The sequence below is a fragment of the Alcaligenes sp. WGS1538 genome, assembly GCF_043187505.1.
GTDB lineage: Bacteria > Pseudomonadota > Gammaproteobacteria > Burkholderiales > Burkholderiaceae_B > Alcaligenes.
Genome location: NZ_CP171109.1, coordinates 779,077 through 797,858, shown reverse-complemented (window position 1 = coordinate 797,858; position 18,782 = coordinate 779,077). Strand labels below are relative to the sequence as shown.

Genomic DNA, 18,782 nt, shown 5'->3' with positions numbered 1-18,782 from the left:
TTATAAAATCAGTAGATCAGCGACGGGCATCGAGCATCACTTCGCCGCTGGCGTCCAGCGAGCGTTTGATGGCGGAGTACTTCTCCAGCACGGCAGACTTGTAGACTACGCCGATCAGCCGGCCCGAACCATCGCCATTGAGCACCGGCAGGCGCTCACCCAGAAAGTGTACAAAATGCTCCTGGGCTTCATCCAGGCTCATGTCCGGATAAAGCGTCTTGACAAAATCCATGCGCAGGATGTCCCCTACGAGACGCTGCTGGGCGTCGTTGTCATCGAGCAACATCCGGGTCAGGTCCTGTTGCGCGATCACGCCCTGATAGACCTGGCTCTCGTCCACCACATACAGATAGCGCACGGGATATTCCAGGAACATCTGCAGGGCCTCGCGCACCAGAGTGGTGGTGCTGACCACCGTGTCGGCCGGCCGGATCAGCTCGGCCAGGGTCGTGTGGCGCAGCTTGTGGCGCAGCAGCGCGTCGCGCTCGCGCACCAGGGTGACCTCGTACATGGCCACTTCGGCCACCGCGCGCGACACGAAGTACGCCATGACGCAGGCCACGATCAGCGGCAGCACCAGCTGGTAGCTGAGCGTCATCTCGAACAGCATCAGGATGGCCATGAAGGGCGCGCTGGTGGCCGCGCCCAGAAAAGCGCCCATGCCCACCAGCGTGAACAGATACAGGGGCACGTCCAGGCCCGGCAGCAGCATCAGCGCCAGCTTGCCGAACAAGGTGCCAAAGGCGGCGCCCACGAAGATGGCCGGCGTGAACACCCCGCCCACCGCGCCCGAGCCCACGGTCAGCCCGGTGGCCAGAACCTTGAAGAACAGCATCAGCAGCACGGCGTGCCAGGCCCAGTCGCTGTGCAGCATGGACGACACCACGCTGAAGCCGTTGCCGGCCACACGCGGCACGAACACCAGCAGCAGGCCCAGCAACAGGCCGCCCAGCGCCAGGCGCAGCGGCAGCCCCAGGCCGGTGCGCTTGAACAGGCTGCGCGACAGATTCATCAATTTCAGGAAGGCCGGCGCAGCCACGCCGATCAGCGCTCCCAGCACCAGGAAAGGCAGGATGTCCAGGCCGGCGACGGACTGCACATCCGCCATTTCATAGGGAGCATGGTAATTGCCCAGCATGCGCATGGTGATGTGCGCGCTGACGGCGGCCATCAGCAAGGGACCGAAGCTGGCCATGGTCATGGTGCCCAGCACGATCTCCGCCACGAAGACCGCACCGGCGATGGGAGCGCCGTAGGCGGCCGCCACCCCGGCCGCCGCGCCGCAGGCCACCAGCAGGCGCAGCCGCGCCTCGCTGAACAAGGTGAAGCGGCCGATGGCCGAAGCCGACAGGGAAGCCAGGTGCACCATGGCGCCCTCGCGTCCGATGGAGCCGCCCGAGGCCACGGTCATCAGGGACGAGAGCGAGCGCAGCAGGCCCTGGCGCACCGACAGGCGGCCGTCGCCGATGGCCACGGCCTCCATGTAGTCCGAATTGCCCTTGGACGGCAGACGGCCGGCCAGCCACAGCAGCGCGCCCGCGCACAGTCCGCCCAGGGCGGGAAACAGGATGCGCATGGGCCAGGACAGGCTCTCGGTGACCGCCACGATGCCGCCGTGCTGGCCCGTCACCCATTGCTGGACCAGCTTCATGCCGTAATGGAAGGCAATGGTGGCCAGGGCGCCCAGCACGCCGGCCAGCACCGCCCAGGCCAGCATGGCCGGCAGGTCCGACAGCCATCGGAAACCCTGCAGGCGCTTGCGCATGGAAAGGACGGAATGGGCGATCATGAGGTCGTCAGCCTTTGAAGCTGGGCGGCTGGGGCGGCCGCGACAGGCCGAACATGCGCCAATAGACCCAGACGTTGAAGATCAGCGTGACCGGCAAGGCGATGATGATGGCCGACAGGATCAGGCTCAGCGACGGCACCGAAGCGGCCGCGTCCCAGATGGTCATCTCGTCCAGGATCAGGTAGGGGAAGAAGCTGAAGGCCAGGCCGCCCATGACGGACACCATCACGAACAGGGTCAGCAGAAAAGGCAGCGCCGTGGTGCGATAGCTGCTGTTGATCATGCGCTGCAGGCTCATCTCGATGGACACGAAGCTGATCAGGATGGCGGCCCACAGCAGCAGGACCACGCCCCAGTAGGGGCCGTCCGTCCACTTGAGCAGCACGCCGGCGTTGACGAAGGCCAGCACCACGGACACGCCCACCGCCCCCGCCGCGAACCAGCGCACCGAACGCCGCCCCCAGCTGACGGCGCGCGCCCGCAATTCCCCGGCCTCGCGCATGATCAGCCAGCTCGAACCCAGCAGGCAGTAGGCGGCAATGGCGCAAAAGCCCATGAATACGGAAAACCAGGCGTAGCCCGAATCGCTCTGGAAGCCCACCGCCACCTGCGCCAGCAGCACGCCGTGGGAAAAGGCGGTGATCAGCGACCCCAGGGCGAAGCCGATCTGCCAGCGCGACTGCAGCTCCAGCGGCGCGCGCATGCGGAACTCGAACGACACCGAACGCACGAAGACCCCCGCGCCCAGCGCGCACAACGGTCCGTAGAGCTCGCCCATGACCGCGCCCCAGCCCTTGGGAAAGGCGCACACGAACAGCCCCAGCCCCAGGAACAGCCAGAATTCGTTGGCGTCGCGCCAGGGGCTGAGCAGGGACAGCATGCGCGGCCGCAGGGTCGGCGGGGCCAGCACCGACAGGCAGCCCACTCCGATATCGAAGCCGTCCAGCACCGTGCCGGCCACGATGATCAGGAAGAACAGGGCCAGGAAGGCCAGCGGCATCCAGAAGGCGGGATCGTGCGCCCCGATGCCCACCGCGTTAGCGAAGGAATCTATCATGCGCGCCCCCGATGACGGGCCACGGGCACCACGCCGAAGCGCACCACGTGCCGCAGCATCTGCAGAAAACCGAGCATGCACAGGACATAGACCAGCGCGTACACCAGCAGGCCCAGGGACACGGTGAACACGCTGTTGCCGCCCTGGACCTCGGCCAGGGTGACGTCGGCCCCCACCACGTAGGGAGCGAAGCCGAACAGCAGGTAGGCGGCGCCGGCCAGCAGCATGACCCAGCCCAGCACGGAAGCGCCCACGAGCGCCTGGCGTGAACGATAGGACAGGGAGTGCGGATCCAGACCGTAGCGGCGCGTGCGCAGCAGCACCCAGCCCAGCACCAGCAGCATCAGCACGCCGGCGAGCAGGGCCGCGCGGAAAGACCAGAACGTCAGGGCCACGGGCGGCAGGGAATCGGCGAACTGGTCCAGTCCGATCAAGACGCCGTTCTCGTCCTTGCCCAGCCAGCGCCCTCCGGCGTGCGTCCAGCGCAGCGCGCCCAGTATGCCGTCCTGCAGGCGCGAAGGCGCCGCCACGAAGATCAGGTCGGGCTGCTCGCCGCTGTGCCAGTAGGCGGCCGCGGCCGCGGCCTTGGCCGGCTGGTGCTCGGCGGTCATGAACCCGTTGCCCGCGACCAGGAACACCTGCACGCACCAGGCCGCCGCCCCGAGAAACAAGGCGGTGCGAAAGGCCAGCCGTTCATTGTCCGTCACAGGTCTTTGCATGGTCTGCGCGCAGGTCACTCCCAACATGAAAAAAGCCACCGTCAGCAGACTGCCGGCCAGCAGCAGGCCGCCGTACCAGGGCAGCGCCGGGGTGCCCAGCACCGCCAGCCAGTCCAGCACCACATAATGCCCTTCCACCACGTCCACGCCCGTGGGCACCTGCATCCAGGCCAGCACGGCCACCAGCCAGAACGCGGTCACCGTCACGCCCACCGCCACCATGAACACCACCAGCGTGTGCACCACATTGGACAGCATGCGCTGGGCGAACAGCATCACGCCCAGAAAGCAGGACTTGAAGATGAACAGGCACAGCATGGAGGCCGCCAGCATGGGACCGACCACATCGCCCACCCGCTCCATCAGGCCCGGCCACACGCCGCCGAACTGGATCAGCACCGGCATGGAGGCGGCAAAGCTCAGGATGAAGGCCAGCGCGAAGATGCGCACCCAGAACCGGTAGGCGCCCATCCAGGCGTTTTGTTTAGAACCAAACGTTTTAATCCTAAAGTAGAACAGCACCCAGGACAAGCCCAGCTCCAGGGCCAGGAACAGCAACATGAAGCCCAGGCTGAGGAAAAACTGGACCTGGGAAATGGAAAGGGCGGAGTGCGTCATAATGTCCAGGACCTGTTCACACGATGGAAGGAGATCGAGTTCGAACCAGAGCGGATTGCGCCCACCGCAGCCAGGCCCCATGCCTGGCGAGGATGGGCAACACCGCGAACAGTACACTCTGGCTCGAACCCTTCGGGAAGGGTTGAAACCTTCTTGCACTCTGCGTTGCATCCCTTGTGTGCATGGACATGCACACTGCGAGCTGCGCCTTGATTGAAAGCAGGTTTCATCCCTTCGCGACTCCTTCCATCGTGTGAACAGGCCCTAAGTTTAGGGCGAATCGCCCCGCCCACGCCACCGTTCCCGTGCAATGCCCCGCCACCATTTCTGCTCGCGAATGAGCCACCAAAACAAGAACGTGGCAAAATGACCGATTAGTCCGTCGCATTCTTTTTTTCATACGTGTATGACCTCTGCCTCCACTCCCGCTCCCGCCTCTAATTTCCTGCGCACGATCATCGACCAGGACCTGAGCGCCGGCCGCTACGCCCAGAAGACCTGGGCCGGACAGCCCGGCCCGGCCGATGTCCAGCAGGGCGCCGAGCCGGACATTGCGCGCATCCGCACCCGCTTCCCCCCCGAGCCCAACGGCTACCTGCACATCGGCCACGCCAAGAGCATCTGCCTGAACTTCGGGCTGGCCAGCGAGTACCAGGGCGCCTGCCACCTGCGCTTTGACGACACGAATCCTGAAAAGGAAGAGCAGGAGTACGTGGACGCCATCATCGACATGGTGAAATGGCTGGGCTTTGACTGGACTTTCAAGAACGAAACCAATCTTTATTTCGCCAGCGACTACTTCGGCCATATGTACCGCTTCGCCGAGGCCCTGGTGGAGGCGGGCTACGCCTACGTGGACCAGCAAAGCGCCGAGGAAATGCGCATCAACCGCGGCACCCTGACCGAGAAAGGCGTGGACTCGCCCTGGCGCGACCGCCCGGCGCAGGAATCCCTGGCCCTGCTGCGCGAGATGCGCGACGGCAAGCACCCGGACGGCAGCATGGCGCTGCGCGCCAAGATCGACATGGCCTCGCCCAACATCAACCTGCGCGATCCGGTCATGTACCGCATCCGCCACGCCGAGCACCATCGCACCGGCAAGCAGTGGTGCATCTACCCCATGTACAGCTGGGCCCATCCGGTGGAAGACGCGCTCGAGCGCATCACCCACAGCCTGTGCACCCTGGAGTTCGAAGACCAGCGCCCCTTCTACAACTGGATCCTGGAACGCCTGGTGGAACTGGGCCAGTTGTCCGACCCGCTGCCCAGGCAATATGAATTCTCGCGCCTGAACCTGTCCTACGTGGTCACCAGCAAGCGCAAGCTGCGCCAGCTGGTCCAGGAGAACCACGTGCAGGGCTGGGACGACCCGCGCATGCCCACGCTGGCCGGCCTGCGCCGGCGCGGCTACACGCCGGGCGCCATACGCCTGTTCACCGACCGCCTGGGCGTGTCCAAGGCCGCCCAGCACATCGACTACAGCAGCCTGGAACAGGCGCTGCGCGACGACCTGGACCCCGTGGCCGACCGCAGCGTCGCCATCCTGGATCCCATCAAGCTGGTCATCACCAACTACCCCGAAGGCCGGAGCGAGCTGTGCCACGCCCCGCGCAACCCGCACGACCCGCAGGCCGGACAGCGCGAGTTCCCCTTCAGCCGCACGCTCTACATCGAGCGCGAGGACTTCAAGGAAGAACCGCCCAAGAAATATTTCCGCCTTTTCCCGGGCAATCTGGTGCGCCTGAAGTATGGCTACGTGGTGCGCTGCACCGGCTGCGTCAAGGACGAACAGGGCAATGTCACCGAAGTGCAGGCCGAATACCTGCCGGACACCAAGAGCGGCACGCCGGGCGCGGACTCCGTCAAGGTCAAGGGCAACATCACCTGGGTCAGCGCCGAGCACGCCATCGCCGCCGAGTTCCGGCTGTACGATCGCCTGTTCGCGCATCCGCAGCCCGATTCCGGCGACCAGGACTTCCTGGAACACCTCAATCCGGATTCGCTGCGCGTCGTGCAGGGCTGGATCGAGCCGGGCACGCGCGCCGAGCCCGACGCCCGCTGGCAGTTCGAACGCCTGGGCTATTTCGTGGCCGACCGCGTGCAGTCCACGCCCGCCAAGCCCGTCATCAACCGCACCACGACCCTGAAAGACACCTGGGTCTAAGGTTTCCCACAACGATCACAAGCGATTCAAGTGAACGATCAGACTCATGCCAAAGGGCCCCAGGCCCTGGATTTCAAGAGCGCCACCCTCTATGCCGTGCGCGTGGTGCTGCGCTCCGCCGATACGTCCGAGCAGCTGGCGGCGCTGGCGCAGCGCATGAAGGACGCCGGTTCGTTCTTCGAGGACGAACCCGTGGTCATCGATGCAAGCGCCATCGCCGCCGCCGTGGACTGGCCGGCCCTGACGGCGGCCCTGCGCCAGTACAAGCTGCACCCGGTGGGCGTGGTGGCGCACCCCGACCATGCGCACGCCGCCCTGGACAGCGGCCTGCCTCATGTGGAGCTGTCCAGCCCGCCGGCTCGTCCGCAGGCCGAGGCCGCGCCCGACAAGGACGTCCCGGCGCTGTCCGTCGCGCCGCAGGAGCAGCCGCAGGCGGCTCCCGCCGCGCCGGCCGCGCCCGCCGTCGCCCCGGCGGCGCTTCTCATCAACCGGCAGTTGCGCTCGGGCCAGCGCATCTACGCGCGCCATACCGACCTGATCGTGGTGGGCGCGGTCAGCCAGGGCGCGGAGGTCATCGCCGACGGAAACATACACGTCTACGGTCCGCTGCGCGGCAAGGCCATGGCCGGCGCCCGGGGCGATGCCAACGCCCGCGTCTTCACCACGGAGCTGGACCCGGAACTGGTGGCCATCGCCGGCGTCTACCGCGTCATCGAGACCCGCCTGGATTCCCAGCTGCGCAACAAGCCGGCGGTCGTGGCGCTGGACGGCGACAAGCTCAGGATAGACCCGCTGGGCGCCTGAATCCCCAAGGGTCGGCTCTGCGCCGGCCTTTTTTGTAGTAATTCCCGGCAAACCGGCACGAAACAACGCAATTGATATTTTTTGTTGCGAAGCAGTAGGCGAAGTCCAGGGACGAATGCCAAAATAGCGCCGGTTATGCTTTACGATTATGTAACTTGAAAAACAAAGGAATCCGATTGTCATGGCGCGTATAGTTGTGGTGACATCAGGCAAGGGCGGTGTAGGCAAGACCACCACCAGTGCCAGTTTTGCATCTGGTCTTGCGATGCGCGGTCACAAGACCGTGGTCATCGACTTTGACGTCGGCTTGCGCAATCTGGACCTGATCATGGGCTGCGAACGGCGCGTCGTCTACGACTTCGTCAATGTCATCCAGGGCGAGGCCACGCTGAACCAGGCCCTGATCCGCGACAAGCAGCTGGAAAACCTGTTCATCCTGCCCGCCTCGCAGACGCGCGACAAGGACGCCCTGACCCGCGAAGGCGTGGAAAAAGTGCTCGAAGAGCTCAAGGGCATGGACTTCGAGTACATCGTGTGCGACTCGCCCGCCGGCATCGAGACCGGCGCCCTGATGGCCTCCTACTTCGCCGACGACGCGCTGGTGGTCACCAATCCCGAAGTCTCCTCCGTACGCGACTCGGACCGCATCCTGGGCATTCTGGCCGCCAAGTCGCGGCGGGCCGAACGCAACGAGGAACCCATCAAGGAATACCTGCTGCTGACCCGCTACAGCCCCAAACGCGTGTCCGAAGGCGAAATGCTCTCGCTGCAGGACGTGGAGGACATCCTGCGCATCAAGCTGATCGGCGTGACGCCCGAATCGGACACTGTGCTCCAGGCCTCCAACCAGGGCGTGCCCGTCATCCATATCCGCGAAAGCGACGTGTCCCAGGCCTACCAGGACATCGTGGCCCGCTACCTGGGCGAGGAAAAACCCCTGCGCTTCGTGGACTACGAAAAACCCGGCCTGTTCAAGCGCCTGTTCGGAGGAAAGTGATATGTCTTTCCTGTCCTTCCTGCTCGGTCACAAGAAAACATCAGCGACGGTCGCCAAGGACCGCCTGCAGCTGATCCTCATCAACGAACGCGGTCAGGGCGGCGTCGCCCCCGACTACCTGCCTCGCCTGCAGAAAGAGCTGGTGGAGGTCATTTCGCGCTACGTGAAAATCGACCCCGACGACATCAAGGTCAACCTTGATCGCCAGGACTCGCTGGAAGTGCTGGAAGTCAAAATCGAAATGCCCCAGGTGGACGCGGCCGCGCTGGCCGGCAAGCCGGCCGCCGACGGCAAGGCCTGATCCCGGCCGCAGGGCCGCCCCGATCGCGGGCGGCCTGGCCAGGCCCTGCCGGCCTTGCTCGTTCACCCCTGAACCATCAGTCTGCAAAAAAAACGCCTCCCCCGCGGCTTTTCTGGCTTTGCCGGGCGCACAAGCAAAAGGGATGGGGTACAATTTTCCGTTTGCAATCGGCCAGTTCCGATTTTTCTTCGCGCCAGTAGCGGCAACGGCTCAATCCAGAACAACCCCGCCGGCTGGCTTATTTATCCATGCGGAGGGAATCATGACCGACATAGGTCGCATGGCACATGTGGTGCCGGCTCGCCCCCAGCTTCCCGTCAGCGCCTACTTTGACGAAGCCCTCTTCGAGCGCGAGCAAGAACTCATTTTCAAGCAGTCCTCGCTGTACGTCGGCAACGAAAAACTCGTTCCCGAGCCCGGCGACTGGCGCACCCTGGTCCAGGAAGACGCGGGGCGGGTGCTCGTGCGCAGCGCCAACGGCGTGGAACTGCTGTCCAATGTCTGCCGGCATCGCCAGGCCCTGATGCTGGGCGGCGCGCCCGGCCAGGTCCAGGGCCCGGCCAACGGCAAGGGCAACCTGGCGGGCACCGGCGGCAACATCGTCTGCCCGCTGCACAGCTGGACCTACAACGACAGCGGCGAGCTGCTGACCGCCCCGCGTTTCAAGGACAAGCCCTGCCTGAACCTGCAGCGCTACTGCCTGCGCGATTGCCACGGCCAGCTGTTCGAAGGCCCGCGCGACCCGGCCGCCGACATGGCGCCCCTGTTCGCGCGTCCGGAATTCGACTTCGGCGACTACGTCCTGGACCACGTCGAGATCCACCAGTGCAATTACAACTGGAAGACGTTCATCGAAGTCTACCTGGAGGACTACCACGTCGCGCCCTTCCACCCCGGCCTGGGCCAGTTCGTCACTTGCGATGATCTGCAATGGGAGTTCAACGACTGGTACAGCCTGCAGCGCGTCGGCGTGCACCAGGCTCTGGCCAATCCGGGCTCGGACATCTACCGCAAGTGGCACGACAGCCTGCTGGCCTATCGCGGCGGCGAAGCGCCCGACTTCGGCGCCGTGTGGGTGACGTATTTCCCCACCCACATGATCGAGCTCTACCCGCATGTGCTGGTGCTGTCCACGCTCTATCCCAAGAGCCCGCAGGAGACCGTCAACGTCGTCGAGTTCTACTATCCCGAGGACATCGTGGCCTTCGAGCGCGATTTCGTGGAATCGCAGCGCGCCGCCTATATGGAAACCGCCATCGAGGACGATGAGATCGCCGAGCGCATGGATGCGGGCCGCCGCGCCCTGATGCAGCGCGGCGTCTCAGAAGCCGGCCCCTACCAGTCTCCCATGGAGGACGGCATGCGCCACTTCCACGAATGGTATCGGCGCCTGATGGACGACCCGACGCTATAAGACCTCGCTCGTGCGGCAAAGAAAAACGCGAACCCGTGGGTTCGCGTTTTTTCTGAGGAAGATCCTGCCTGGCGATCATCCGCCCGACATCATCAGGTCCGGCAGCCACATCACGGACTGGGGCCAGACAATGATGGCGAACACGAACAGCAGCATGACCAGCATGAAAGGCAAGCTGCCCAGCATGACGTCCGTGATCGCTCCCCGGCCGCGCACGCCCTGCACCACATACAGATTCATGCCCACGGGCGGGGTGATCAGCGAAATCTCCATCATCAGCACCAGGAAGATGCCGAACCAGACCGGATCGAAGCCGAACTGCAGAACCAAAGGCACCACGATGGGCACGGTGGCGATCATCATGGACAGAGTCTCCAGGAAGCAGCCCAGCACCAGGTAGAACACGACCAGGAACAGGATCAGCGTCAGCGGACTCAGGCCCAGGTCGGACACCCAGCGCGACAAGGCGGCCGGAATGCCCAGGATGCCCACCACATAGTTCATGAAATAGGCGCCCACGATGATGAGCAACAGCATGGCCGTGGTGCGCGCCATGGACAGGAAGCATTCATGCAGCATGGCCAAGGTCAGCTTGCGACGCTGCGCGGCCACCAGCAGGGCCGCCACCACGCCCAGCGCGGCCGCTTCGGTAGGGGTGGCCCAGCCGCTGTAGATGCTGCCCATGACGATGAAGAACACGAAGGCCGGCGGCAACAGGTCCTTCAGGGCGGCGAGCTTCTCGCCCCAGCTGGCTGGCGGCTCCCCTTGCCCCGCGATGCCTGGCTTGAAGACGGCGTACAGGTAGATGGTGGCGGAGAACGCCGCCGCCAGAGCCAGCCCCGGCAATATGCCGGCAATGAACAACTTGCCGATGGACGTGTTGGTGATGGCGCCGTAGATGATCATGTTGATGCTGGGCGGGATCAGGATGCCCAGCGTGGCGCCGGCCGCCAGCGAACCCAGCGCCAGGCGTTCGTTGTAGCCGCGCTGCTTGAAAGCCGGCAGAGCCACCGTGCCTATGGTGGCGGCCGTGGCCACCGAAGAACCGGACATGGCGGAGAACACCGTGGAGGCGCCGATGTTGGTATGCAACAGGCCGCCGGGCAACCGTTGCATCCAGACCGACAGGGCGCCGTACATGCGCTCGGTGATCCCGCAGCGCAGCAGGATCTCGCCCAGCAGGATGAACAGGGGGATGGCGGTCAGCAGAAAATCATTGAGCGTGGCCCACAGATTGTTGCCGAAATTGAACAGCAAAGAGGTGTTCAAGTACATCAGCACCCCGGTGGTGGCCACGGTGAAGATGGCGACGGCGACGCTGATGCCCGCAGCCAGCAGAGCCAGCAGCAGGACGAAGCCGCCGGCGATTCCCAATAGCGTGATCATGGCTTGGCCTCCATATGAGTTTCCAGCCCGCGGTTGGGCAGCGGAGCCATCTGACTGTCCTCCAGGGCCTCGTTCAGCTCTTCATCGGTGGTTTTGGGACCCAGCAGGCGATTCAGGGAGTCGATCTCCCCGCCAGACGCCAGGCGCAGGCCGCGTACCAGGTAGCTGAGCGCCACCACCGCGAACAGCGCGAAACCCACCACCCAGATGAGCTGCGGTATCCACAAAGGCGTCTCCAGCGGCGTGGAGGCCCGGCTGTCGAACTCCAGCGTCTCGCGCAGCGTCGCCACGCTTTGCCAGCACAGGAAGCAGGCCAGCGCGGCCATCATGGCGGCGGCCAGCACATTGAAGAAGGCGCGCACGCGGCGGCCCAGGGGATTGATCAGCACGTCCACCCGCGTGTGCGCGCGCATGGCCAGCGCATAGGACAGGCTCAGGCTCACGCCGATGGCCAGGACGTAGCCGCCGTACTCGTCGACGCCCTGGAAAGAAAAACCGAAGAACTTGCGGCTGATCACCTCGATGGTGATCAGGATGGACAGGATGAACGTCGCATAGCCGGCCACCATGGCGGCCATCTTTACGATGACCTGGGCCGCGCCGGTTCCTTGTTCAGACATAGCACACCTCCCGGATGCGCGGGGCGCGCCCGCGCATCCTGACTTGAATGGTACCTATTGAATGGAGAAGCCGGTCGCCTGGCCCACGGTCTCGTTCCAGACGCTCTTGCACTCCTTGTAGCCCCGGGAGCAACTGGCGCCCCAGGCGGGCAGGACGGCCTGATTGGTCAGCTCCACCACGCGCTGCCGGTTCTGGCCGTCGATGGGGACCTCGCGCATGGAATAAGCCGTGTGATGCTTGCATTCGCCCTGGCCGGTGCTGCACTGGATGGCATCCTTGTTGTAGTCGTTGGCCAGGTTCCACATGCGATCGTCCATCTTCTTGAACTCGGCTTCCAGCTTGGCCTGCTGTTCAGGACTGAGCGCCTTCCAGCGATCCAGGTTCATGAAGTGGCCCTGTACCGAATAGGACAGCGGCAAAGGCAGCAGCACCTTGGTCACTTCCGGCCATTTGCCGCTGTTGCCGGCGCTGGGCGCGGTCACCCCGCAGTCGGCCACTCCCCGCTGCAAGGCCAGGTACACCTCGCTGAACTGCAAGGTGACGGGCGTGGCCCCCAGGCCCTCCACCAGCCGGGACATGGATGGCGTAAACACGCGCACCTTCTTGCCCTTGAGGTCGTCCACCGAATTGATGTCGCCGTTGCAGAACAGCACCTGGGCGCCAAAGGGCCACAAGGTCAGCAGCTTGGCGTTGAAGCGCTGCTGCAGGCGCTCGTCCATCTTGGCCCGGAAAGCGTCCACGGCCCTTGCGCTGGCTGTCCAGGTCGGCGGATACGCCCGCCAGGTCTATGCCTTCGAAAAAGGGATCATCGCGGGAGGCCATGCCGATCTGCACCGACATCACGTCGAACGAACCCGAACGCAGCATGCGCAAGGCGTCCGCGGCGTTCACGCCGATGGCGTCCATGGTGTTGTAGACCACAGGCATGCCCATGCTGGTCTGCAATTGCTCGAAGAAGGGCCGCTCGATCTCCTCCACATGGATCTTGTTGCCGGAAAAATTGCCCACGACTCTCAGCGGCGTCTGTGCCTGGCTGAGGCCGCTGCCCAGAATGCCCGCGCCCAGCAGGGCGCTCCCAACCCACTTCACAAGTTTCAGGTGTTGCATGGTGTCTCCTCCTTGCTTGTTAGCCTGAACGAATGTTGCCTGGCGCAGCTTTATGCTTTTTCAGCCAGGCTGGCTTGTCGGAACAACTGCCCCCAGCCGCGTATGCGGGCAGGGTCCTGCCCGGCCAGCAGCAGCGACTTCCACACCGTCACGCTGACCGAATCATAGACAGGGATGCCAATCTCCTTTTCGATGTCCTCCACCAGCCGCGCGCCGCGCAGATTGGTGCACAAGATGGCGATGGCCTCGGGCCGGCTGTCGGCCACGCGATAGATCATGTCGCGCAAGGTGGGCTCGCCGTACTCGGAAAACGAGAAATTGCCTTTGTCGCCCAGATGTTCCTCGGCCACGACCTGATGCCCTGCCGCGTCATAGTTGCGCACGATGGCGCGCTGTACGTCGTCCAGGTAGGGCGTCACCAGCCCCAGCCGGCCCACGTTGCCGCGCGCCAGCACCTCGTTCAAGGCCAGCACGCTGGTGGTGGCGGGAATGCCGGTGCGCTCGGTGATCGCCGCGCACAGACGCTCGTCCACCTCGAAGCCCAGCCAACTGGCCGCCGTGCCGCTCCAGGCAATGGCGTCCATGCGCGCATCGCTCAACAGTTCGGCCGCCTCCAGCAGGGCTGGCAGGGAAAACTGGGCGAGCGCGCCGTCCTCCAGGGATATCTCACGCACCACGAAGCGCTGGAAATGCGCCGTCACCAAGGGGAACAAATCCATCAGCAAGGCGCTGGTGTAGGGCTCCAGCACGGTGTTGGAGGAAGGGGTGATCATGCCCAGCAAGGTCCGCTTCATCGCAGAGTCTCCTGTTAAAAATTGCGTTTTTAATTTTGTATGCAAAATTCAAAGTTCAAAAACATGCTATAAAATTCACTGCAAAGCCGCAATCAAAAATCGAGCGGATTAGGGAATGTTCTAAGGACCCCAATCGGAGCATCGCCATGAATGGCATCAGCAATACCTCCACCGGCGCCGCACTGCGCGTCAAGCGCGAACCCATGTACCTGGCCATCGCCAACCAGTTGCGCGGCCTGATCCTGAAGGCCGAGCTCAAGCCGGGCAGCCGCGTGCACGAGCAATACCTGTCCGAGCTGTTCGACGTCTCGCGCACGCCGCTGCGCGAAGCCCTGAAAGTCATCGCCCAAGAGGGACTGATCGAGCTGCTGCCCAACAAGGGCGCACGCATCACCGCCATCGACGTCAAGGAGCTGCAGGAAATCTTCCAGGTCATGACCAATCTGCAGGCCCTGGTGGCCGAGCAATTGCTGGAGCATGCCGGCGAACCCGACGTGCGCGGCCTGCTGCAACTGCACGAGGCCATGGTGCGCGCCGCCGACCAGGGCGACCGGGACACCTACTTCAAGCTGAACCAGAACGTGCACCACGAGTTCAGCCGCCTGGCCGGCAACAGCGTGCTGGCCGACATCGAAAAACAACTGGGGGTGAAAATCGCCCGCGCCCGCTACCTGGCCAACCTGAACCCCAACCGCTGGCTGGAGTCGGTGGCCGAACACGGGCGCATCATGCAGGCCCTGCAGGCCCGCGATCGCAGCGGCCTGATCGCCGCCATGAGCGAGCACATGCGCAACACCGGCCAGGCCGTGCTGGCCGGCCTGCCGCCCGACGAACAAGACTGAGAGCACACACCCTTGTACAACAGTGTCCACGAAGACACGCGGAGGAGCCTTTTCATGTTTGACCTGATCATCAAGAACGCCGACATCGCCACCGCCAGCGAACGCTACACCTGCGACATCGGCATACGGGACGGGCGCATCGCCGCCCTGGCGCAAGGGCTGGAAGGCGCGCGGGAAACCGTGGACGCCTCCGGCTACCTGGTGCTGCCGGGCGGAGTGGATGCGCATTGCCACCTGGACCAGCCCATGCCCGAAGGCGTGCGCATGGCCGACGATTTCCTGAGCGGGACGCGCTCGGCCGCCTGCGGCGGCACCACGACCGTGATTCCCTTCGCCGCGCAGGAGAAAGGCCAGTCCCTGCGGGCCGCCGTGCAGGACTACCACCAGCGCGCCCAGGGCAAGGCGGCCATCGACTATGCCTTTCACCTGATCGTCTCGGACGCCACGCCCGAGGTGCTGGATCGGGAACTGCCCGAACTGATCCGCGAAGGCTACACCTCCTTCAAGATCTACATGACCTACGACGACCTAAAGCTCAGCGACCTGGAGATCCTGAAGGTGCTGGACGTGGCGCGCGGCGAAGGAGCGCTGGTCATGATTCATGCGGAAAGCGCGGACTGCATCACCTGGCTGACCGAACGGCTCAGCGCCGCCGGGCACACCGAGCCGCACTACCACGCCGTCTCGCGCCCGTCGGCCGTGGAGCGCGAGGCCACCCATCGCGCCATCACCTTTTCCGAACTGGTGGACGTGCCCATCCTGATCGTGCACGTATCGGGCCGCGAAGCCATCGCCCAGATCCACTGGGCGCAGGGCAAGGGACTGAAGATCCACGCCGAGACCTGCCCGCAGTACCTGTTCCTGACGCAGGACCATCTGGAAGAGCCCCATTTCCACGGCGCCAAGTTCGTCTGCAGCCCTCCGCCCCGCGACAAGGACAACCAGCAGGCCGTCTGGAACGGCCTGGAGAAGAACATCTTCAGCGTCTTTTCCTCGGACCATGCGCCGTTCAATTTCGAGGATCCCTGCGGCAAGAAACTGGGCGGGCGGGAACCCGATTTCCAGTACATCCCCAACGGCATCCCCGGCCTGGAAACCCGCCTTCCCCTGCTGTTCTCCGGCGGCGTGAACGAAGGCCGCCTCAATGTGCACCAGTTCGTTGCACTCACGGCCACCAATCCCGCCAAGCTGTACGGGCTGTACCCGCGCAAAGGCTCCATCGTGATCGGCGGCGACGCCGACCTGGTCCTCTGGAAGACGGACCTGGAAGTCACCATACGCAATGAGGCGCTGCACCACGCCGTGGACTACACGCCGTACGAGGGCATCACGGTGCGCGGCTGGCCCATGATGACCTTTTCGCGCGGCAAGCTGGTCAGCAAGGACTTCCAGTTCGTGGGAGAAGCGGGCGCGGGCGAATTCATGCCTTGCCAGAAGCCCACGCTGGACGGCCGCCTGCGCTAGCGGCTGGCGGCCGGGGCGGCTCGCCGGGAAGTCCCGCCCATGAAAAAACCCCTTGGTTTCCCAAGGGGTTTTTCGTGTCGGTCGTGCGAAAGGACGGGATCAGCGGCGCTTGCCGACCTGATCGCCGATCACGCCGCCGATGGCTGCGCCACCGACCGTGCCCAGCACGCCGCCACCGCTGATCACGGCGCCGGCAACGCCACCCAGACCTGCGCCGGTGACCGTGCTCTTCTGACGGTGGCTCATGTTGTCCCAGGAGGAACAGCCCGCCATGGTGATCGCCAGGACGGCGGCCAAACCTGCCTTGGTGATAGTAGCTAATTTCATATGCAACTCTCCGTGAAATAGCAGTTGTTGAAACTACATTAACGGATATGGCACAAGCGTAGCAAGAAAACGCCCGGACAGGGTTGTTAGGTAACACTACATTTGTAAATCCCGCCTTCCCCTACTTGATCAAGGCCAGAACCTGCTTGAAAGCCGGGTTCGACGGAATCTCCAGCCACTCGAACATGGCCATTTCCGCCGTGATGCGCTCCAGCCCGTGACAGGCCCAGCGATCCCAGGCGGCCTGCCTGTCCTCGAGGCGGCGCGAACCCACGCAGTCGCCCACCAGAACGGGCTCGTAGCCGCGCTCCTTCAGGCCAAGGCCGGTTTGTAACACGCAGATGTGGGCCTCCGTGCCCAGAAGCAACACTCGAGGCCGACCTACGGCCAGAGCGGGCAGAAAATCCGCTTCGCGGGTGGCGTCGAAATGCTTTTTATGCAGCACCTGGTCCACATGGGGCGCCAGGGCGGGGTCGGTCGGGCCGATCTTGTCGGCCCAATGTTCGGTCGCCAGCACCGGCACGCCCAGCAGACGCGCGGCCTGCGCCAGCTTGCCGGCGCGATCGAGCAGCGCCTGGCCGTCCGCGATGGCCGGCAGCAGGCCGGTCTGCATATCGACGATCAGCACTTGCGATTGATGGGCGGTCAGTACGGGCATGGCGGCTCCTTACTTCAGGGACTTGTAGCGGATGCGGCGAGGCTTGGCGGCCTCCTCGCCCAGGCGGCGCTTCTTGTCGGCTTCGTACTCCTGGTAGTTGCCGTCGAAGAACACGACCTGGGAATCGCCTTCGAAGGCCAGGATGTGCGTCGCGATGCGGTCCAGGAACCAGCGGTCGTGGCTGATCACCATGACGGTGCCGGCGAACTCCAGCAGGGCGTCTTCCAGTGCGCGCAGGGTTTCCACGTCCAGGTCGTTGGACGGTTCGTCCAGCAGCAGCACGTTGCCGCCGGCGATCAAGGTCTTGGCCAGGTGCAGGCGGCCGCGTTCACCGCCGGACAGATTGCCGACGATCTTGTTCTGGTCGGCGCCCTTGAAGTTGAAACGGCCCAGGTAGGCGCGCGAGGGCATCTCGAACTTGCCCACGGTCAGCAGGTCGGCGCCGTCGGCGATAGCGTCGAACACGGTCTTTTCATTGGCCAGGGCGTCGCGCGACTGGTCCACATAGGCCAGCTTGACCGTCTGGCCCAGCTTGACCGTACCGGAATCGGGCTGCTCCTTGCCCGCCAGCATGCGGAACAGCGTGGATTTGCCCGCGCCGTTGGGGCCGATGATGCCCACGATGGCGCCGGCCGGCACCTTGAAGCTGAGATTGTCGATCAGCAGGCGATCGCCGTAGCCCTTGCTGACGTTCTCGAATTCGATGACCTCGTTGCCCAGGCGCTCGGCCACGGGAATGAAGATCTCCTGGGTCTCGTTGCGTTTCTGGTATTCGTGCGAGGACAGTTCCTCGAAGCGAGCCAGACGGGCCTTGGCCTTGGCCTGGCGCCCCTTGGGATTCTGGCGCACCCACTCCAGCTCCTTCTTGATGGTGCGCTGGCGGGCGCTCTCGGACGCCTCTTCCTGCTTCAGGCGGTCTTCCTTCTGCTCCAGCCAGGAGCTGTAATTGCCCTTCCAGGGAATGCCATGGCCGCGGTCCAGCTCCAGGATCCACTCGGCGGCGTTGTCCAGGAAGTAGCGGTCGTGGGTGACGGCCACCACGGTGCCGGGGAACTGGCGCAGGAACACTTCCAGCCATTCCACGCTTTCGGCATCCAGGTGGTTGGTGGGCTCGTCCAGCAGCAGCATGTCGGGCTTGGACAGCAGCAGCTGGCACAGGGCCACGCGGCGCTTCTCGCCGCCGGACAGATTGCCGATCACCGCGTCCCAGGGCGGCAGGCGCAGGGCGTCGGCGGCGATCTCCATCTGGGTCTCGATGTCGTCCGCGCCGCTGGTGGCGGCGGCGGCGATGATGGACTCCAGCTCGGCCTGCTCGGCGGCCAGGGCGTCGAAATCGGCGTCCGGCTCGGCATATTCGGCATACACCTGCTCCAGGCGCTGGCGGGCTTCGAAGACCTGGCCCAGCCCGGCCTGCACGGCTTCACGCACGGTATGGGCGGGATCGAGCTGGGGCTCCTGGGGCAGGTAGCCGATCTTGATGCCCGCCATGGGAATGGCTTCGCCCTCGATATCCTTGTCCACGCCCGCCATGATCTTGAGCAGGGTGGATTTGCCCGAGCCGTTCAGGCCCAGCACGCCGATCTTGGCGCCGGGGAAGAAGGACAGGGAGATATTGCGCAGGATCTGCCGCTTGGGCGGCACGATCTTGCCGACGCGGTTCATCGAATAAACGTATTGAGCCATAAGAACCTAAAAGGAAAAAACAGGGCGTGTTCGGAAA

At 64.4% G+C, this 18,782-nt stretch carries 17 protein-coding genes; 7 read left to right on the top strand and 10 right to left on the bottom strand.

What is annotated here, in order from left to right; all coding sequences use genetic code 11:
- Nucleotides 1–16: 16 nt before the first annotated feature.
- The 3 genes from ACF3ND_RS03740 to ACF3ND_RS03730 are packed head-to-tail and all read right to left on the bottom strand — an operon-like array spanning nucleotide 17 to nucleotide 4,183.
- On the bottom strand, nucleotides 17–1,789 hold the full coding sequence (locus ACF3ND_RS03740; RefSeq protein ID WP_394064378.1) for a ClcB-like voltage-gated chloride channel protein: 1,773 nt from the start codon (nucleotides 1,787–1,789) through the stop codon (nucleotides 17–19).
- Nucleotides 1,790–1,796: 7 nt separating this feature from the next.
- Nucleotides 1,797–2,846 (bottom strand): cytochrome d ubiquinol oxidase subunit II, encoded by a 1,050-nt coding sequence (locus ACF3ND_RS03735; protein ID WP_394064376.1) that lies wholly within the window; start codon nucleotides 2,844–2,846, stop codon nucleotides 1,797–1,799.
- Nucleotides 2,843–4,183, bottom strand: coding sequence for a cytochrome ubiquinol oxidase subunit I (locus tag ACF3ND_RS03730; RefSeq protein ID WP_394064374.1), 1,341 nt, complete (start codon nucleotides 4,181–4,183; stop codon nucleotides 2,843–2,845). Before ACF3ND_RS03730 ends, ACF3ND_RS03735 begins: the two co-directional genes overlap by 4 nt.
- 406 nt (nucleotides 4,184–4,589) lie before the next feature.
- On the opposite strand from ACF3ND_RS03730, the gene ACF3ND_RS03725 reads away from it, so the two are divergent.
- From ACF3ND_RS03725 to ACF3ND_RS03705, 5 genes are all read left to right on the top strand, one after another.
- Nucleotides 4,590–6,347 carry a glutamine--tRNA ligase/YqeY domain fusion protein gene (locus tag ACF3ND_RS03725; protein ID WP_394064372.1) on the top strand — a complete coding sequence of 586 codons (1,758 nt, stop codon included), beginning with the start codon at nucleotides 4,590–4,592 and terminating at the stop codon, nucleotides 6,345–6,347.
- 30 nt (nucleotides 6,348–6,377) lie between these two features.
- Entirely contained in the window at nucleotides 6,378–7,151 is a 774-nt protein-coding gene (minC, locus tag ACF3ND_RS03720; RefSeq protein ID WP_394064370.1) for a septum site-determining protein MinC, read from the top strand.
- A 181-nt stretch (nucleotides 7,152–7,332) separates the two neighbouring features.
- Nucleotides 7,333–8,148, top strand: a complete 816-nt coding sequence (gene minD / locus ACF3ND_RS03715; RefSeq protein ID WP_394064368.1) for a septum site-determining protein MinD — start codon at nucleotides 7,333–7,335, stop codon at nucleotides 8,146–8,148.
- Nucleotide 8,149: 1 nt separating this feature from the next.
- Complete coding sequence (gene minE / locus ACF3ND_RS03710; protein WP_394064366.1) at nucleotides 8,150–8,449, top strand: cell division topological specificity factor MinE; 300 nt, start codon at nucleotides 8,150–8,152, stop codon at nucleotides 8,447–8,449.
- 262 nt (nucleotides 8,450–8,711) lie between these two features.
- A complete protein-coding gene (locus tag ACF3ND_RS03705) occupies nucleotides 8,712–9,863 on the top strand; it encodes an aromatic ring-hydroxylating dioxygenase subunit alpha (RefSeq protein WP_394064364.1) in 1,152 nt (383 codons plus the stop codon).
- Between the two features lie 75 nt (nucleotides 9,864–9,938).
- Here ACF3ND_RS03705 and ACF3ND_RS03700 read toward each other — a convergent pair whose 3' ends face one another.
- From ACF3ND_RS03700 to ACF3ND_RS03685, 4 genes are all read right to left on the bottom strand, one after another.
- A complete protein-coding gene (locus ACF3ND_RS03700; RefSeq protein WP_394064362.1) occupies nucleotides 9,939–11,249 on the bottom strand; it encodes a TRAP transporter large permease in 1,311 nt (436 codons plus the stop codon).
- Nucleotides 11,246–11,869: a TRAP transporter small permease subunit gene (locus ACF3ND_RS03695; RefSeq protein ID WP_394064360.1), complete on the bottom strand. Its 624-nt coding sequence runs from the start codon at nucleotides 11,867–11,869 to the stop codon at nucleotides 11,246–11,248. Before ACF3ND_RS03695 ends, ACF3ND_RS03700 begins: the two co-directional genes overlap by 4 nt.
- Before the next feature lie 54 nt (nucleotides 11,870–11,923).
- Entirely contained in the window at nucleotides 11,924–12,610 is a 687-nt protein-coding gene (dctP, locus tag ACF3ND_RS03690; RefSeq protein ID WP_394064358.1) for a TRAP transporter substrate-binding protein DctP, read from the bottom strand.
- 417 nt (nucleotides 12,611–13,027) lie between these two features.
- Nucleotides 13,028–13,771, bottom strand: a complete 744-nt coding sequence (locus tag ACF3ND_RS03685) for an aspartate/glutamate racemase family protein (RefSeq protein ID WP_394064356.1) — start codon at nucleotides 13,769–13,771, stop codon at nucleotides 13,028–13,030.
- Between the two features lie 146 nt (nucleotides 13,772–13,917).
- On the opposite strand from ACF3ND_RS03685, the gene ACF3ND_RS03680 reads away from it, so the two are divergent.
- A complete protein-coding gene (locus ACF3ND_RS03680; RefSeq protein WP_394064354.1) occupies nucleotides 13,918–14,613 on the top strand; it encodes a GntR family transcriptional regulator in 696 nt (231 codons plus the stop codon).
- A 54-nt stretch (nucleotides 14,614–14,667) separates the two neighbouring features.
- Nucleotides 14,668–16,077, top strand: coding sequence for a dihydropyrimidinase (gene hydA / locus ACF3ND_RS03675; RefSeq protein WP_394064352.1), 1,410 nt, complete (start codon nucleotides 14,668–14,670; stop codon nucleotides 16,075–16,077).
- Nucleotides 16,078–16,176: 99 nt separating this feature from the next.
- On the opposite strand, the gene ACF3ND_RS03670 is transcribed toward hydA, so the two are convergent.
- The 3 genes from ACF3ND_RS03670 to ettA all read right to left on the bottom strand — a co-directional run bounded on the left by ACF3ND_RS03670 (nucleotide 16,177) and on the right by ettA (nucleotide 18,745).
- Nucleotides 16,177–16,404, bottom strand: a complete 228-nt coding sequence (locus ACF3ND_RS03670; protein ID WP_394064350.1) for a glycine zipper 2TM domain-containing protein — start codon at nucleotides 16,402–16,404, stop codon at nucleotides 16,177–16,179.
- Nucleotides 16,405–16,525: 121 nt separating this feature from the next.
- On the bottom strand, nucleotides 16,526–17,062 hold the full coding sequence (locus ACF3ND_RS03665) for an isochorismatase family protein (RefSeq protein WP_394064348.1): 537 nt from the start codon (nucleotides 17,060–17,062) through the stop codon (nucleotides 16,526–16,528).
- Nucleotides 17,063–17,071: 9 nt separating this feature from the next.
- Entirely contained in the window at nucleotides 17,072–18,745 is a 1,674-nt protein-coding gene (gene ettA, locus ACF3ND_RS03660; RefSeq protein WP_394064346.1) for an energy-dependent translational throttle protein EttA, read from the bottom strand.
- Nucleotides 18,746–18,782: the final 37 nt, after the last annotated feature.